Genomic DNA, 17,178 nt, shown 5'->3' on the forward strand with positions numbered 1-17,178 from the left:
GTGGTTCGACAGAACGGGTTTACCGCGTCTCTCCTGACCTCAATCTCTCGAACCGCCCGGTGCGGACCCGCATGCCGGGTGGTGTGGCAGGGGAACGGCCTGTGAAGGCCGTCCCCTATGCCGATTCGGCCGAAACCGCTTACAGCGGCAACCCAGCCTTCACCCGGTACTGATTGCGCACCGGCGTCGCATATTGCAGTACCAGGAACGGACGATGCTCTTCAGGGCAGGCGTCCAGGCGGCGTTGCCATTCTTCCTGGGCCTTGGCCAGTTCCTCGGCGGGGAACACTTCAGCGGCTTCCGGCACCTGCAACTGCGGATCGGCATCCTTCCACTGCGCATAAGCCAGGTAGTGCACCGGGAACAGGCGGTATCCGCTGAGGATCTGCCTGTCCATCTCGACCGCCAATTGCTTGGTGTCTTCGAATAGTTCAGTGATCGGCGCGGCAAAGTTCACGTGCACTCGGCCCTTGTAGCCGGTGATGCCCTTGGCGATGCTGACGTCATCCTCGCCCGGCACCTTGGTGTAACTGCCGGTGGTGGCGCGAATGTAAAGCTCGCGGGCCTTGGCCTGATCGCATGGGTCGTATTCGTAGCTGATCGACACCGGGGTCAGGTTCAGCGACCGGATGACTTCGCCGAACGGCTCGTCCTTGCGGCTCATGTGGAACATCTTGAGGATTGCCGATTCGGTACGGTCGTCACCGTCCTTGGCGCGGCCTTCGGCCTGGGCGATCCAGATCGAGGCGCAATCGTTGCGGATCGAATGGTTGATGTACGCCGACAGTAATTGATAAGCCGCCATTTTCTCCCGGCGTCCGCTGATCGAGCGGTGCACGATAAAGCTCTTGTTCAGGCGCATCAGGTCGCTGACGAAAGGCTTTTGCAGCAGGTTGTCGCCAATGGCGATGCGTGGCGTCGGCAGGCCGGCGTGGTACACGGCATAGTTGACGAAGGCCGGGTCCATCACGATGTCGCGGTGATTGGCGATGAACAGGTAGGCGCTGCCGGACTTGAATTGCTCCACACCGGTATAGGTGACACCGTCGGTGGCGCGCTCGATGGTATGGTCGACGTAAACCTCGACTTTGTCCTGTAACGTGGCCACGGAGTTAATGCCGGCAAACTCACGGCGCAGCCGATGGGCTATAAGAGGTTTGAGTGCCCAGCCTAAAGCGCCGGCGAAACGCGGGAAGCGGAAGTGGGTGAGGATATCTAGAAACGCCTTGTCGCCGAGCAGCCGTGCCAGCACTGCCGGGACTTCGCTGTCGTCGTAAGGTCGGATGGCATCGAATTCGCCCATCATGCTCTCTTGTTAGAAACGGCTAGGGTAAGTAAAGGTTTTGATCGAAAAACCGGCGGGGCACGGTCTGAAAAAGTAGCCAGACAAAAATAGCCCTGCAAATAGACCGGCGATTATACGCACAAGTCACCTGGGAGACCGCGATGCTGGAAACTGCGCAATATGAATGTCCGTATTGTGGTGAGGAAGTCGAGACGACGCTGGATTTGTCCGGTGGCGATCAGACCTATATTGAAGACTGTCAGGTGTGCTGTCGGCCGATAACCTTCGTGTTGCAGGTTCATGAAGAGGAATGGCATCTCGACGTGTTCAGCGAAAACGAGTGAGGAGCGTGTATGCAGCGCATCTACGATCCGGAAAACCTGATGGAAGGCGAGTTGCTGCAGGGCATGCTCGCCAGCGAAGGCATCGAGGCGCATCTGGTGGGCCGTGATTTGCTCGGGGGCAGCGGCGAGTTGCCGATCTATGGCCTGCTCGGGCTGTCGGTCGATAACGACCAGGCCGAATACGCCCGCGAGCTGATCACCGCGTACAATGCCGCGCTGCCGCTGTCCGGCGATGAACCGGACAGCTTTCCCGGCACGCTGGTCTGTTAGGCTGGCGTTCGTTTGATCAAGAGCCGTGTTGCCCCATGTGTGGACGTTATGCCCTGTTTCGCTGGAACCCCGCCTTTGCGGCGCTGCCCGGTTTTCCCGCCGACCAGCAGGCGCAGTGGAACATTTCCCCCAATGATTCGGTGTTGATGCTGCGGGCCGAGCCTGACGGCCAGCGCACGCTGGCACGCGCGCGCTGGGGCCTGACGCCACCCTGGCTGACCGATTTGTCCCGCACGCCGGCCCACGCCCGCGCCGAAACCGTTGCCGAACAGCCAATGTTTCGCCAGGCCTTGCGCGAGCGCCGTTGCCTGTTGCCGGCCAATGGTTTCTACGAGTGGCGCGGCACGACGCGCAAGCGCCCGTACTGGCTGACGCCGGGGGAGGGCTCGTCATTATTTTTTGCGGCGATCTGGGAGGCCTACCCGGTACAGGAGCAGGTGTGGCTGAGTACCGCGGTGATCACCCAACCGGCGGCGAGCCAGCGGCGGCCGTTGATTCTTGATGAGGCGGGGCAGGCCGCGTGGCTGGACCCCGAGACGCCGTTGCATGCTTTGCAAGCCTTGCTGGCCAGTGAGCCTGCCGCATTGCGCGAACGGGTTTTGGCCAACATGGTGAATGATCCGAAACTCAATGGGCCGGAGTGTCTCACTCCGGGTTGAGTTATTGGGTGGCTGAACGACGATGTGAGCTTTGTCTGAATTGTGCGTCTTACGTCCATCGTATCTGGCGTCGATACATTTCCACGCCTAGGATACGCGGCATGTTTTCAGGGAGTTTTTTGATGAACAAGATTTTGGTTGTCAGTGTACTGAGCGCGGCGCTATTGCTCACCGGTTGCCAGTCGGTCAATACCACCAGTGGCGGCGCCGTGGGTGTGGAGCGCAAGCAGTACATGTTCAGCATGTTGTCCGCGCAAGAGGTCGACCAGATGTACGCCCAGTCCTATCAGAAGACAGTGGGCGAGGCGTCGAGCAAAGGTGTGCTGGACAAGACCAGCAATGAAGCCCGGCGGGTTCAGCTGATTGCCGACCGGCTGATTGCCCAGGCGCCGAACTTCCGTCCGGACGCGGCCCAGTGGAAGTGGGAAGTCAACCTGATCAAGAGCGATGAACTCAACGCGAACTGCGGTCCTGGCGGCAAGATCATCTTTTACACCGGGCTGATCGACAGCCTGCATCTGACCGACGATGAAATCGCCGCGATCATGGGCCATGAAATCGCCCACGCCCTGCGCGAGCACGGTCGTGAAGCGATGTCCAAGGCGTACGGCATGGAAATGGCGAAGCAGGGCGCGGGTGCGTTGTTCGGGTTGGGGCAGGACACACTGGCTCTGGCCGATACAGTGGCCAACTATGGCATGACCTTGCCCAACAGCCGCGCCAATGAAAACGAAGCGGACCTGATCGGTCTGGAACTGGCCGCCCGCGCCGGTTACAACCCGAATGCCGCGATTACCTTGTGGAACAAGATGACCAAGGCTTCGGAAGGTTCGCCACCGGAGTTCATGAGCACTCACCCGGCGTCGTCGAGCCGTATTGCGGCGTTGCAGGCGGCGATTCCGAAGGTCATGCCTTTGTATGAGCAGGCCAAGAAGTCCTGATAGTCATGTGCTGAGGCTGCTGGCCTCTTCGCGAGCAGGCTCGCTCCCACAGGGAAATGCATTCCAACTGTGGGAGCAAGCCTGCTCGAGATGAACGATAACGCGGTCTAACGACCTATCGGGTCAAACCCACCCGCTGCTCTGCATCGCCTTGTACACCGCGACAATCGCCAGGACGAAGAACGCCGACGCCGCCAGTCGACGGATCAGGGTCAGTGGCAATTTGTCCGCGGCAAAGTTACCGGCCAATACCACGGGCACGTTGGCAATCAGCATGCCGAGGGTGGTGCCGATGATCACCAGCCACAATTCCGGATACTGCGCAGCCAGCATCACGGTCGCGATCTGCGTCTTGTCGCCGATTTCCGCCAGGAAGAACGCGATCAGCGTGGTCAGGAACGGGCCGAACTTGCGGGCGGTGCTGGCCTCGTCGTCATCCATCTTGTCCGGAACCAGGGTCCACAGGGCCGTGGCGGCGAAGCTCGCGGCGAGCATCCAGTGCAGCATCGTGTCCGAGAAGAAACTCCCGACCCAGGCACCGACCGCACCGGCGGCCGCGTGGTTGGCCAGGGTCGCGGCGACGATACCGGCGATGATCGGCCAGGGCTTGCGGAAACGGGCAGCGAGAATGAGCGCGAGCAGTTGCGTCTTGTCGCCGATTTCGGCCAAGGCAACGATTGCGGTAGGTACGAGTAGTGAATCCAGCATCAGGGTTTTCCTAAGGGGCGGGTCGACACGGCTATGACACGTACAGCCTTCCCGCCCCGGGTAAGGTGTTCGTGTCATAGGTCTTGTCAAACCCTGCGATCCATCTGATGTGGATGCTTGGGTCGCATGCGCCATGGTCTTTTGACCAAGTATGTTGACGCATGCCGGACGAGCGTGGCGCTCGTGGGAGACTACTCCCCTAGGACGGAGCGGATTCTGCCTAGGCAGAATCCATTCGGCAAGCCTTCTTTTTCAAAAGAAGTTCTATCCGCGCTTGGCCCGGTAGATCCGAAAGCCCTGTCCTTCGGCCTTGATCGCACACACGCCAAGGTGCTCTTCGATCAGCGGTTGATACTTCAGGAAACTGTTGGCGACCAAGCGCAGTTCGCCACCGTTTTTCAGATGTTTTGCCGCTTTTCGCAGCAAGTTTTCCGTTGCGAAATAGTCGGTGTGCACGCCGACATGGAACGGCGGGTTGCTCAGGATCGCACTCAAACCCATCGGCGCGGCATCGATTCCGTCACCGGTAATCACCTCGGCTTCCAGACCATTGGCGGCCAGGGTCAGACGACTGCTGGCAGCGGCAAAGGCATCCACGTCCAGCAAAGTGACCTGATTGTGCGGGTAACGACGCTTCACCGCCGCACCCAAAACCCCTGCGCCGCAGCCGAAATCGAGCAGGTGACCGCTGGGCAGTTTGTCCAGATGCTCCAGCAACAGCGCACTGCCGCGATCGAGGCGGCCATGGCTGAACACCCCCGGCAGGCTGATGACCTTCAACGGGCCTTCGGCCAGCGGCAGTTCGTAGGTCTGCGCCAGGCTTTCCAGCGGTTTGGCTTGCGGCGCGTTGGCCACGGTGACCAGCCAGAGCTGGCAGTGACGCGCGCTGTCGAGTTTGCGTGGCTTGCCGAACGGATTGAGTTGTTTGGCGGCACCTTCGATGCCGCTTTTTTTCTCTCCGACCAGGTACAGCTCGCGACCAGCCAGCCGCGAGGCGAGGGCGTTGAGGATGTAGTCGGTCAGGTCCTTGGCCTTGGGCAGGAAGACCACCGCTGTATCGAACTCGCGCTCGGGCGCGTTCACACCAAAATGGCTGCGCTCGGCGAAGCGGGCGTCCAGCGCGGCCTGATCGCCGGCGTGCCAGCACCAGCCATGAGCGTCGGGCAGGCGGCCCAGCAAGTCGTCGGCGGGCAAACCGGCCAACAACACCGAACCCTGGAATAACTCGGCCTGACGAAGCAGTACTTCACTGCGCGGATCCATAACTGCTCCCGTGGAAAAAAGTGCCGCAGTTTATCAACTGACGACCCGCAGCGCCTTACCGCTGAAGTATCCCAGTGCGTTTTCGGCCACTTGGCCAACGATTCGCTGGCGCGCTTCGCGGCTGCCCCAGGCGTTGTGCGGGGTGACGATCAGGCGCGGGATGTCGTGGGCCAGCAGCGGATTGCCATTGACGGGAGGCTCGACGCTCAGCACGTCAGTGGCGGCGCCCCCCAGATGTCCATTGCGCAAGGCGTCGGCCAGTGCCTGTTCATCAATCAATCCACCGCGTGCGGTGTTGACCACGAACGCGCCGGACTTCATTGAGGCCAGTTCGCGGGCACCGATGAAGTGGCGGGTATGTTCGTTGAGCGGGCAGTGCAGAGTCAGTGCGTCGATTTGCGGTAACAGTTCATCCAGCGGCAAGCGGTCCGGCCGGGCAGGGCGTCCGGGAATTTGCCCCAGCAGAACACGCATGCCGAAGGCTTCAGCCAGCCGTGCGACCGCGCCGCCCAATTCGCCATGACCGAGCAGGCCAAGGGTTTTGCCTTCGAGTTCGACGATCGGGTAATCCAGCAAGCAGAACTGTCTGGCCTGCTGCCAGCGGCCTTCGCCGACGGCTTTTTGATAATCGGCCAGGCGCGTGGCCAGATTGAGCAGCAGCATGATCGTGTGCTGCGCCACCGATGGCGTGCCGTAACCCTGGCAGTTGCACACGGTAATCCCGTGGGCGCGGGCGGCGGCGAGGTCGACATTGTTGGTGCCGGTGGCGGTGATCAGGATCAGTTTGAGATCAGGGCTGGCGGCCATGGTGGCGGCATCGATCAGGATCTTGTTACTGATGGCGACGGTGGCGCCCTTGAGATGGTCGATGACTTGATCGGGCGAGGTCTGGGCGAACAGCCGCAAATCGCTGAAACAGTTGCGCAGCGGGGCAAGGTCAAGGTCGCCGAGGTCCAGGGACGGGTGGTCGAGGAATACGGCGCGGCGAGTGTTCGTCATCAACTGTACCTTTTGTGCAATGAACTGAAGGCGTAATCTGCCAGCCTACCAGATGAAATAAATAGTTACGCTTGGCCTGAAGGAGCCCCCATGTACTGGACCGAGTTCTTGACCGTTGCCCTGATTCACCTGCTGGCCGTGGCCAGCCCCGGCCCGGACTTTGCCGTGGTGGTGCGCGAAAGTGTTACCCACGGTCGTCGCGCTGGCACCTGGACCGCGTTGGGTGTGGGTACGGCGATTTTCCTGCACGTGGGTTACTCGCTGTTGGGTATCGGCCTGATCGTGTCCCAGTCGATCGTACTGTTCAATGCCTTGAAGTGGGCGGCCGCCGCTTACCTGCTGTACATCGGTTACAAGGCGTTGCGCGCGCAGCCGGCCAAGCCTGTGGCAGACGATCTGCACAAGGAAGCCGGGGAGCGCACCGCCCGTGGTGCCTTCACTTCGGGGTTCGTCACCAATGGTCTCAACCCGAAAGCCACCCTGTTCTTCCTGTCGTTGTTCACTGTGGTCATCAATCCGCAAACGCCACTGGCCGTGCAGGCCGGTTACGGGGTTTACCTGGCGGTGGCGACAGCGATCTGGTTCTGCCTGGTGGCGATGCTGTTCAGCCAGCAGCGCGTACGCGCCGGTTTCGCCCGCATGGGTCACTGGTTCGACCGGACCATGGGCGCGGTGCTGATTGCAATTGGCGTGAAGCTGGCTTTTACCGAGATGCATTGATTGCGTAGTGACTGCAGGCCGAGAATCCCTGTGGGTGATGGCGCAACGCTAGCATTCGTAGGGTTCTGCAAATCATTCCTTTGGCTGATTTGGCTGACCTTCAAGGGCACTACAGTGCGTACTTTCAGTCACGACCGTGCAGTCAGATTAAAGGGATTATTATGTTGCAGACTCGCGTTATCCCCCCGGCCGAAGGCGCTTACCAGTACCCGCTGTTGATCAAACGGCTGCTGATGTCCGGTGCCCGTTATGAGAAAACCCGCGAGATCATTTACCGCGACAAGTTGCGCTATAGCTACCCGACCCTGATCGAACGGGTAGCCCGCCTGGCCAACGTGCTGACTGCGGCCGGGGTCAAGCCCGGGGATGCCGTGGGTGTGATGGACTGGGACAGCCATCGTTACCTGGAATGCATGTTCGCCATCCCAATGATCGGCGCGGTGATCCACACCATCAACGTGCGCCTGTCGCCGGAACAGATCCTCTACACCATGAACCACGCCGAGGACCGCTTTGTGCTGGTCAACAGCGAGTTCGTCGGCCTTTACAAGGGCATCGAAGGGCATCTGACCACGGTCGACAAAACCCTGCTGCTGACTGACCTGCCGGAAAAAACCGCGGACCTGCCGAACCTCGTCGGCGAATACGAACAGCTGCTGGCCGCGGCGAGCCCGCAGTACGACTTCGAGGATTTCGATGAAAACTCGGTCGCGACCACGTTCTATACCACCGGCACCACCGGCAATCCCAAGGGCGTGTACTTCACCCATCGGCAACTGGTGCTGCACACCATGGGCGTGTCGACCATCATGGGCGCGATCGACAGCGTGCGCCTGCTGGGCACCAACGACGTGTACATGCCGATCACCCCGATGTTCCACGTCCACGCCTGGGGCTTGCCGTATGTGGCGACCATGCTCGGGCTCAAGCAGGTGTATCCCGGCCGCTATGACCCGGAGTACCTGGTGGAGTTGTGGCGCAAGGAGAAGGTCACGTTCTCCCATTGCGTACCGACCATTTTGCAGATGGTCCTCAATGCCAAGGCCGCGCAGAACGTCGACTTCGGCGGCTGGAAAATCGTCATCGGCGGCAGCGCCCTGAACCGCACGCTGTACGAGGCGGCCAAGGCCAAAGGCATTCAGTTGACCGCCGCCTACGGCATGTCGGAAACCGGGCCACTGGTGTCGTGCGCGCATTTGAACGACGAATTGATGGCGGGTACCGAAGACGAACGCACCACTTACCGGATCAAGGCCGGTGTGCCGGGGCCACTGGTGGAGGCGGCGATCGTCGACACCGAGGGCAACTTCCTGCCCGCCGACGGTGAGACCCAAGGCGAGCTGGTGTTACGCGCGCCATGGCTGACCGAGGGGTATTTCAATGAACCGCAGAAGGGCGCCGAGCTCTGGGCCGGAGGCTGGCTGCACACCGGTGATGTGGCGACCCTGGACAGCATGGGCGTGATCGACATTCGTGACCGGATCAAGGACGTGATCAAGACCGGTGGCGAGTGGATCTCCTCCCTGGACCTGGAGGACCTGATCAGCCGTCATGCGGCGGTACGCGAAGTAGCAGTGGTGGGGATCCCCGATCCGCAGTGGGGCGAGCGGCCGTTTGCCCTGCTGGTGATCCGTGAGGGACACGCAATCGGGGCGCGGGAACTCAAGGAACACCTCAAGCCGTTTGTGGAGCTGGGACACCTGAGCAAGTGGGCGATTCCGAGCCAGATCGCCCTTGTTACTGAAATTCCCAAGACCAGCGTCGGCAAACTCGACAAGAAGCGCATTCGTGTCGACATCAGCGAATGGCAAGCCACCAACAGTACCTTCCTCTCGACGCTTTAAGCGTCTCCTGGCGTGCCCGAAAGGGCACGCCGGCCCCACCAAGCAAGCGCTTGGCTTGTCAAATCGAATTTTTCAGCCATCCTTGCCGTGCCGACGGGTGTCGGACTGGCGAAAGGACTGTTCCAGAGTGGCTGGCAACTGCAAATCACACTTTAGAGGGATCAAGCGCTACTACCTGCTGGCTATAGTCTGCTCAAGGATTTTTAAGAACGGGGCAACCGCACGAACAGGGGCGATGCAACTTTGGAATGACTTTGGGATGCCATGGCTCCCGGTTATCCACAACGTTTTTAGAAGTGCTCTTGCCATAAAAATAAAATGCACATGGAGTAGCGTCGATGACATCAGTTAATCAGTTCTGGCGCCGGGCGAAACTGCCCCTGGCTGTCAGTCTTGCCTCTACGCTCGCCGGGCCAGCATTCGGCGTCAGTTTCAACGTCGGTGAAATCGAAGGTCAATTCGACTCATCCCTGTCGATCGGTGCCAGTTGGTCTACCGAAAGTGCCAACAAGAACCTCATCGGTGTCAACAACGGCGGCAAGGGCCTGTCCCAGACTTCTGATGACGGTCACCTGAACTTCAAGAGCGGGGAAACCTTCTCGAAGATCTTCAAGGGCATCCATGACCTTGAACTGAAATACGGCGATACCGGTGTTTTCGTCCGTGGCAAATACTGGTACGACTTCGAACTGAAGGACGAAAGCCGTCCGTTCAAGGACATCAGCGACGAGGGCCGCAAGGAAGGCGCCAAGTCCGCCGGCGGCCAGATCCTCGACGCCTTCGTCTACCACAACTACGCCATTGCCGATCAGCCAGGCTCCGTGCGTCTGGGCAAGCAGGTCGTGAGCTGGGGTGAAAGTACCTTCATCGGTGGTGGCATCAACTCGATCAACCCGATCGACGTCTCCGCGTTCCGCCGTCCAGGTGCCGAGATCAAGGAAGGCCTGATCCCGGTCAACATGTTCTATGTGTCCCAGAGCCTGACCGAAAACCTCTCGGCCGAAGCGTTCTACCAAATTGAATGGGACCAGACCGTCGTCGACAACTGCGGTACGTTCTTCTCCCAGCCGGACATCGTCGCCGACGGCTGCGACGACAACCTGCGTGTGCTGGCAAAGCGCTCGCAAATTCCGGCCGCTGCCCTGGTGCCTTTGGCCGCCAACGGCGTCGACGTCAACGAAGAAGGTGTTCTGGTGCGTCGTGGCCCCGATCGTGATGCTCGTGACAGTGGCCAGTGGGGCGCGTCCTTCAAGTACATGTTCGATCCGCTGGACACCGAGTTCGGCGCCTACTTCATGAACTACCACAGCCGTGCGCCGATCTTCAGCGCCACCGGTGCGCCGCAGTCGGTCTACAATACGGCAGCGGGACTCCAGCAACTGGGTGGCCAGATCGCTCGACTGGCGCCATTGCTGGTGGCGGGTAATTCGCAGTACTTCATCGAATACCCGGAAGACATCCGCCTCTACGGCCTGAGCTTCTCCACCACCCTGCCTACCGGTACGGCGTGGAGCGGTGAGATCAGTTACCGTCCGAACGCTCCGGTGCAGCTCAACTCCACCGATATCCTGTTCGCTGGTGTACGTCCGTTGGGCGGCGCTCTGAGCAACGCTTCGCTGCTCAACGGTGTACCTGGTCAGGACTTGCACGGGTATAACCGCAAGGAAATCACCCAGTTCCAGACCACCCTGACACATTTCTTCGATCAGGTCATGGGCGCCAGCCGCCTGACCCTGGTGGGCGAAGTGGGCGTGACCCACGTCGGCGGGCTGGAAAGTTCCTCCGATGTCCGTTATGGCCGTGACCCGGTCTACGGTCCAGGTGAGTTGCCAGCTACTGGTGGCCAGAATACCTGCGTGGCGCTCAACGCCAGCACTATCGGCGGGGCCGGCCCGGGTACTCCGACCAACAACCTCAGCCGCAACTGCACCGACGAAGGCTTCACCACCGCGACTTCGTGGGGCTACCGCGGTCGTGCCATCTGGGAATACAACGACGTGTTTGCCGGTGTGAACCTCAAGCCGAACGTTGCCTGGTCCCATGACGTGAGTGGTTACTCTCCTGGTCCTGGCGGCAACTTCGAGGAAGGCCGCAAGGCGGTGAGCCTGGGTGTCGACGCCGAATACCAGAACACCTACACCGCAAGCCTGGCCTACACCAATTTCTTCGACGGCAAGTACACCACCGTGGATGACCGTGACTTCGTTGCGCTCAGCCTCGGCGTGAACTTCTAAGCACAGTATTTTCAGGACGAACACACATATGAAAATAACAAAGAGTCTGTTCCACGCCGGTGTTCTGGGCCTTTCGCTGCTGGCGACCAGCGTCATCGCAGCGGTACCCCAGGCCGAGGCCGACAAGCTGGGCAAGAGCCTGACCCCGATGGGCGCCGAAATGGCGGGTAACGCCGACGGTTCGATCCCGGCCTGGAAGCCGATGGCGAAAAACGCCGGTACGGTCGACAGCAAAGGTTTCCTGTCCAATCCGTTCGCCAGCGAAAAACCGCTGTTCACCATCACGGCGCAGAACGTCGACCAGTACAAGGACAAGCTCGCCCCGGGCCAGTACGCGATGTTCAAGCGCTATCCGGAAACCTACAAGATGCCGGTCTATCCGTCCCATCGCGGTGCCACCGTGCCGGATGACGTGTTCGCCGCTATCAAGAAGAACGCAACCAACACCAAGCTGGTGTCCGGCGGCAACGGCCTGGAGAACTTTGAAACCGCCATTCCGTTCCCGATTCCGAAAAGCGGCGTTGAAGTCATCTGGAACCACATCACCCGTTATCGCGGTGGTAGCGTGACTCGCCTGGTAACCCAGGCCACGCCACAGCCGAACGGCTCGTTCAGCCTGGTGTACTTCCAGGACCAGTTCGTGTTCCGCGACAAGATGAAGGATTACGATCCGGCGAACCCGGGCAACATCCTGTTCTACTTCAAGCAGAAAGTGACTGCCCCGGCACGTCTGGCCGGTGGTGTGCTGCTGGTGCACGAAACCCTCGACCAGGTGAAAGAGCCGCGTTCGGCGTGGGTCTACAACGCCGGCCAGCGTCGTGTGCGTCGTGCGCCACAAGTGTCCTATGACGGCCCGGGTACCGCGGCCGATGGCCTGCGTACCTCCGATAACCTGGACATGTTCAACGGTGCACCGGATCGCTACGACTGGAAGCTCGAAGGCAAGAAAGAGATGTACATCGCCTCCGACGCCTACAAGCTCGACGACCCGAGCCTCAAGTACACTGACATCATCAAGGCCGGTCACATCAACCAGGACCTGGCTCGTTACGAGCTGCGCCGGGTGTGGCATGTGGTTGCCACCTTGAAGGAGGGTCAGCGTCACATCTACGCCAAGCGTGACTTCTACATCGACGAAGATACCTGGCAGGCAGCGGTCATCGACCATTACGACGGTCGTGGCCAACTGTGGCGCGTAGGTGAGGCACATGCCGAGAACTATTACGACAAACAAGTGCCGTGGTATGCCCTGGAAGCCCTGTATGACCTGCAATCGGGTCGTTACCTGGCGCTGGGCATGAAGAACGAAGAGAAGTCGGCTTATGACTTCGGCTTCACTGCCACCACCAGCGACTTCACCCCGGCCGCCCTGCGTCAGGATGGTGTTCGCTAAGGTGAGCTGAGTAGAGGCCGCACCCTCTGAAAACGCCCCGACTGGTTCGGGGCGTTTTTTTTTGTTTGTAGACTTTTTGTAGCCATTTGTAGCAATTGCCTTCATTCCCTATCCGTTTACGGCTAGTCTGCGGACATCTGCAACGCCGCCACCCGCATTTCAAACAAGAGCCGGCTATGACTGATTTGTCTACATCCCCAGGTTCTGCAAACATTGCCGTCGCGACACTCGACGGGCGCTTCTTCCGCCCGCCGTTGCCCGACGGCCATGTGCTGCGTCCACGTTTGTGCGAGCGCCTGAGTGCCGGGCTCGGTGGCAGGTTGCTGCTGGTCAGCGCACCGGCAGGGTTTGGCAAGAGTTCGTTGGCGGTGGAATTCTGTCAGGGGTTGCCGGCGCACTGGCAAAGTCTCTGGCTGGGCTTGAGCCCGAGAGACAGTGACCCGGGGCGTTTTCTCGAACGCCTGCTGGAAGGCCTCCAGGACTATTTTCCGCACTTGGGCAGACAATCCCTCGGACTGTTGAAAATGCGCCAGCGCCATCAGCCGTTCGCGTTCGAAGAATGGCTCGACGGACTGCTTGACGAGTTGGCCGAGCACCTGTCCACCGCGACGCCATTGCTGCTGGTGCTGGATGATTACCATCTGGCCCAAGGGCCGGTGCTGGACCGTTGCCTGCAATTTTTCCTCAATCATCTTCCCGATGGCTTGCTGGTGATGGTCACCAGTCGCCAGCGCCCCGACTGGCATCTGGCACGGCTGCGGCTGTCGCGACAACTGCTTGAGTTGCATGAACAGGATCTGCGCTTGACTCACGACGAGGCCTTGAGCCTGCTCGACCGGCACAGCAGTTCCTTGCGCGGCGAGGCGCTGGAAAACCTGATCCAGCGCAGCGAAGGTTGGGTCGCGGGGTTGCGCTTCTGGCTGCTGGCCGCCTCGGAGGCGGGTACCGACGGCGCGCTGCCGCAATCGTTGCACGGCGGGGAAGGGCTGATCCGCGATTACCTGCTCGAAGAGGTCATCGATTGCCTGCCCGCCGAGGTCCAGTCGTTCCTCTATGACACGGCGCCCCAGGAACGCTTTTGCAGTGAACTGTGCGACGCCGTTCGCGATGCCCATGACAGCGGGGAGATCCTGCGCTTCCTGCTCGCCCACCAAGTGTTCCTGGTGCCGCTGGACGAACATGGCCACTGGTATCGTTACCACCACCTGTTTTCCGATCTGTTGCGCACGCGCCCGACCTCCCAGTCGATGGTGCCGGCCGCCAGCCTGCACCTGCGCGCCTGCCGCTGGTTCAATGCCCAGGGCCTGCTCGATGAGGCCGTGGAACAGGCCTTGCGTGCCGGTCACCTGGATGTCGCGGCGAACCTGGTGCAGAACCTTTCCGAAGAACAACTGCTGGCCGAGCAGAACGTCGGCATGTTGCTGCGCTGGAAAATGGACTTGCCTGACAGCTTGCTGATCAGCACGCCGCGACTGATTGTGTTGTATAGCTGGGCGCTGGGGATGGCTTGCCAACTGGATGCCGCCGAGGAGCTGGCCAGCCATTTGAGCCGCTTCCTGCCTGCTCCGTCGGCCACCGCCCAGAAGTCCATGCTGGCCCAATGGCTGGCGTTGAGCGGCATCATTGCCCGTGGGCGCGGCAACCGCGAACTGACGCTGCAGTACTGCGGCGAAGCATTGGAAAGTCTTCCGCCCAAGCGTTACGGCCAGCGCCTGATGTGCCTCTCGACCCTGTCCAACCTGGCCATTGCCGACGGTGATTTGTGGCGGGCACGAGGGCTTAACCGCGAATCGCTGGAGCTGGCACAACGGGTCGGCAACCCCTTGTTCGAAGCACTGGCGCACTACGATCGCGCCCGGGTGCTGCAAGCGCGCGGAGAAATCTGTCGGGCGCTGGAAGAGGTCCGTCAGGGAATGCAGCGTTTGCAGAGCTTGTCTGCGCAACGGCTGTATGCGGTTCGCGCCCGACTGACCTTGTACGAAGGCTTTTTGCTGGCCCTGCGCATGCAGCCGCAATTGGCGCGGGTGCGATTGCAGGCCGGTTTGAGCGAGGCGCGCGCCTGTCGTGACATCAGCGTGCTGATCGGCCACTGCGTGATTGCCAGGCTGGAAGGCAGCAGCGGCGAGTTTGCCAAAGCCTTTGCCGAACTGGCCGAAGCCGAACGGCTGATGCACATCTGGGACGTGCCGCCGATCTACTACCTGGCCATGATCACCCTGGTCAAATGTGAGCTCTGGCTGGCCCAGGGGCGCACCGATCTGGCTGAAGCCTGGCTGGCGCGCTTGGGGCAGACCTATAACGGCGAAAACGGGGCCGCACCGCCAGAGTTCCACCCGCAATTGCCGCTGCATATAGAATTGCAACAAGCCTTGCTCGACATCATCCAGGGTCAGCCGATGCTGGCCGAAGGGCGTTTGAATGCGCTGCTCGAACATGGCCAGCAAAGCGGTCGTCAGATGCTCAGTGTCATGGCGCTGACCCAGAAAGTGGCGTTGTTGTTGGGCAGCGGACGGGAACAGGAAGCACGCAAGGCGCTGGCCCAGGCGCTGGACGCCGCCGGCGGAGGGGTGCTGCAACCCTTCGAAGGTTTGTTGGCCGAGCACCCGGACTGGCTGCGAGGGCAGCTTCAAAACTGTCCGCCGACCCCCGTTTCCCTGAGCCTCAGTGAAAAACTGCCGGCATTGGCTGCCCGTCCCGGACTGGAGTCCTGCGCGGCGGCGGAACAGCTCAGCACGCGGGAAATGGCGGTCCTGCGATTGATCGCCCAGGGCTGTTCGAATCAGGAAATCAGCGATCAGCTGTTTATTTCCCTGCACACGGTCAAGACCCACGCCAGCCACATCAACAGCAAGCTCGGGGTCGAGCGGCGTACGCAGGCGGTGGCGCGGGCCAAGGAATTGGGGGTGTTGGTGTAACGTGCAGCAGATCTTCTATTGTGGGGGGGCTGGTATTAGTGGCTCTGTGTTGCAGGAGGGGAGTTGTAATCAAAAAACGGGCCAGGTTTGAAAACATTGGCTGCAATCAGCCCGGGAGCGCCCCGCACTGTTCAATGCGGCCACTCTCGGTGCGACTCTCAATTTCTCCGTCTGGCCCAATGTAGATATCTGTGTTTGGCCATTTCGGTTTGATCCGTATGCAGTGTGATTTACCTCCGTTGCTCCAGTAAAACTCCATAAAAAATTTCGCGTCAGGGAAGATATGACCGGGGCCTCCAGTCACTTCACCGGGGTAAAGTTCTCCCTTTGAGATCTCGTGCTGAACATTCAGGATGTAGCCTAGGCGCCCTTGGCCTTTTTCAGAAAAGTAGAAGTTCACCTGAGGTGCGGCGAAGTACCAAAAGAGGATGGGTGCGAGCAGTAGAATGACCAAGCCACACCATGTAATCCTGGAATGGGGCTTACTTACAGATATGGTCACGAATACCATCCCCCCAGCTTCTGCGTGGTAAGCCTAAGACTTCATCCATCAGCATCTTCACGGTTATCCCGCCGTTCGGTTGAAGTCTGTAAAGGTTGATGCCAATGCTGATAGATACCCTGTCTCCGATGTCGTCCCACGCTCGCATCCCTTCGATGTCCTCCGACCGACGGGGACCCGGTCTTTTATCCCACTTTTGTATTTTACGGATGGAATCTGAGGCAATTTGTTCGACTCCAGCTCCATCCAAAAGGAGACTTTCGGAAAGTCCTCCCGCCATCCCTACGTACCCATAGTGCACGTTTGACCATATGTCGTAGAAGTAGTCGAACATGCCTTGCTTTTGCCAAGGTCCGCCAAACTGTAGCCCTATCATGACCTTGTGATCCCAGGGTCTGTTTTGACCTACACGCTCTGCCCAAAGAGCCATAGCTGCCACCTTATTTCCTGACTCAATTGCTTTGAAGTTGGGTGGGGAAAGGCGTGCGTACCAAGGTAGTTTTCTGAACCTCTTTTGTTCAGCATCAGCGTCAAAATTGTTGAGGCTCTTCATCTTCATCACGGACGGATGAGTAACATTGCGGTTCATTTCCCCGGCAATGTAGCTCGCTACTTCTTCCATCATGTCAGGGTCATTGCAAACGACAGGTCGTGTTTTCCTCTCAGCTAGTATCTGATCGCTTTGTAGAGATTCTGTCGTCGATGGTTGGTCAGAATGCCTTGTCGGATGAGCAACACCTTGAATGTGTCCGGAGCGTGTAGCGCGAGGCGAAGGTGCAGGAGCAATCAGTCGATTGGTACCTGGTGGGCAGCCGCAGTGAACTTCTGCTCCGTCGAGTACAGTTGGAACCCCATGCCATTTCATGGCGGGTAGGCTGTCAACGATAACGCCGTCTTTCCCGCATTTCTTACACGCAGTGGTCTTGTCCCCGAGTCGTAGCACAGCACGCCCTCCATGCGTCGCACAGGGCAAGCTACTGATACACACGGCTCCTGTGGTGGTCAGGTCGCCGTGCAATCCTTGACCTAACCCGTTAGCTGTTCCTCTTCCCATGATTCAGCCCTTGTGTTGATTGCAGGGGCGAGCACGCTAGGCTAGGC

General features: G+C 59.9%; 14 protein-coding genes, 1 pseudogene and 1 riboswitch. Of the genes and pseudogenes, 9 read left to right on the forward strand and 6 right to left on the reverse strand.

Going from position 1 to position 17,178, the window contains the following annotated elements; genetic code table 11:
- Positions 1-139 precede the first annotated feature (139 nt).
- Positions 140-1,306: a 1-acyl-sn-glycerol-3-phosphate acyltransferase gene (locus BSF44_RS10530; RefSeq protein WP_095943449.1), complete on the reverse strand. Its 1,167-nt coding sequence runs from the start codon at positions 1,304-1,306 to the stop codon at positions 140-142.
- Positions 1,307-1,446: 140 nt separating this feature from the next.
- On the opposite strand from BSF44_RS10530, the gene BSF44_RS10535 reads away from it, so the two are divergent.
- The 4 genes from BSF44_RS10535 (at position 1,447) to BSF44_RS10550 (ending at position 3,499) form a co-directional block, all read left to right on the forward strand.
- Positions 1,447-1,629 (forward strand): CPXCG motif-containing cysteine-rich protein, encoded by a 183-nt coding sequence (locus tag BSF44_RS10535; protein WP_095943450.1) that lies wholly within the window; start codon positions 1,447-1,449, stop codon positions 1,627-1,629.
- Between the two features lie 9 nt (positions 1,630-1,638).
- Positions 1,639-1,899 (forward strand): putative signal transducing protein, encoded by a 261-nt coding sequence (locus BSF44_RS10540; RefSeq protein WP_007997086.1) that lies wholly within the window; start codon positions 1,639-1,641, stop codon positions 1,897-1,899.
- 35 nt (positions 1,900-1,934) lie between these two features.
- Positions 1,935-2,558: an SOS response-associated peptidase gene (locus BSF44_RS10545; protein WP_046041890.1), complete on the forward strand. Its 624-nt coding sequence runs from the start codon at positions 1,935-1,937 to the stop codon at positions 2,556-2,558.
- A gap of 122 nt (positions 2,559-2,680) precedes the next feature.
- Positions 2,681-3,499, forward strand: coding sequence for a M48 family metallopeptidase (locus tag BSF44_RS10550; RefSeq protein WP_095943451.1), 819 nt, complete (start codon positions 2,681-2,683; stop codon positions 3,497-3,499).
- Positions 3,500-3,622: 123 nt separating this feature from the next.
- On the opposite strand, the gene BSF44_RS10555 is transcribed toward BSF44_RS10550, so the two are convergent.
- The 3 genes from BSF44_RS10555 to BSF44_RS10565 form a co-directional block, all read right to left on the reverse strand.
- Complete coding sequence (locus BSF44_RS10555; RefSeq protein ID WP_095943452.1) at positions 3,623-4,207, reverse strand: TMEM165/GDT1 family protein; 585 nt, start codon at positions 4,205-4,207, stop codon at positions 3,623-3,625.
- Between the two features lie 89 nt (positions 4,208-4,296).
- Positions 4,297-4,419, reverse strand: a riboswitch (yybP-ykoY riboswitch).
- Between the two features lie 52 nt (positions 4,420-4,471).
- Positions 4,472-5,470, reverse strand: a complete 999-nt coding sequence (locus BSF44_RS10560; RefSeq protein WP_095943453.1) for a class I SAM-dependent methyltransferase — start codon at positions 5,468-5,470, stop codon at positions 4,472-4,474.
- Between the two features lie 33 nt (positions 5,471-5,503).
- Positions 5,504-6,469 (reverse strand): 2-hydroxyacid dehydrogenase, encoded by a 966-nt coding sequence (locus BSF44_RS10565; protein ID WP_095943454.1) that lies wholly within the window; start codon positions 6,467-6,469, stop codon positions 5,504-5,506.
- 90 nt (positions 6,470-6,559) lie between these two features.
- Here BSF44_RS10565 and BSF44_RS10570 point away from each other — a divergent pair, with 90 nt between their 5' ends.
- From BSF44_RS10570 to BSF44_RS10590, 5 genes are all read left to right on the forward strand, one after another.
- Positions 6,560-7,189, forward strand: coding sequence for a LysE family translocator (locus BSF44_RS10570; protein WP_056726246.1), 630 nt, complete (start codon positions 6,560-6,562; stop codon positions 7,187-7,189).
- 161 nt (positions 7,190-7,350) lie between these two features.
- Positions 7,351-9,033 (forward strand): fatty acid--CoA ligase, encoded by a 1,683-nt coding sequence (locus BSF44_RS10575; RefSeq protein WP_095943455.1) that lies wholly within the window; start codon positions 7,351-7,353, stop codon positions 9,031-9,033.
- 338 nt (positions 9,034-9,371) lie between these two features.
- Entirely contained in the window at positions 9,372-11,267 is a 1,896-nt protein-coding gene (locus BSF44_RS10580) for a DUF1302 domain-containing protein (RefSeq protein WP_095943456.1), read from the forward strand.
- 28 nt (positions 11,268-11,295) lie between these two features.
- The gene (locus BSF44_RS10585; protein ID WP_095943457.1) at positions 11,296-12,660 is read left to right on the forward strand and encodes a DUF1329 domain-containing protein; all 1,365 of its coding nucleotides are present in this window, start codon (positions 11,296-11,298) and stop codon (positions 12,658-12,660) included.
- Between the two features lie 176 nt (positions 12,661-12,836).
- Entirely contained in the window at positions 12,837-15,575 is a 2,739-nt protein-coding gene (locus BSF44_RS10590) for a LuxR C-terminal-related transcriptional regulator (protein WP_095943458.1), read from the forward strand.
- A gap of 482 nt (positions 15,576-16,057) precedes the next feature.
- On the opposite strand, the gene BSF44_RS31095 is transcribed toward BSF44_RS10590, so the two are convergent.
- Positions 16,058-16,702 (reverse strand): polymorphic toxin type 44 domain-containing protein, encoded by a 645-nt coding sequence (locus tag BSF44_RS31095; RefSeq protein ID WP_318191011.1) that lies wholly within the window; start codon positions 16,700-16,702, stop codon positions 16,058-16,060.
- Positions 16,703-16,894: 192 nt separating this feature from the next.
- A pseudogene (locus BSF44_RS31100) lies at positions 16,895-17,131 on the reverse strand (PAAR domain-containing protein); the annotation flags it as partial.
- Between the last annotated feature and the right edge of the window lie 47 nt (positions 17,132-17,178).

The sequence above is a fragment of the Pseudomonas sp. ACN8 genome, assembly GCF_002303925.1.
Classification (GTDB): Bacteria; Pseudomonadota; Gammaproteobacteria; order Pseudomonadales; family Pseudomonadaceae; genus Aquipseudomonas.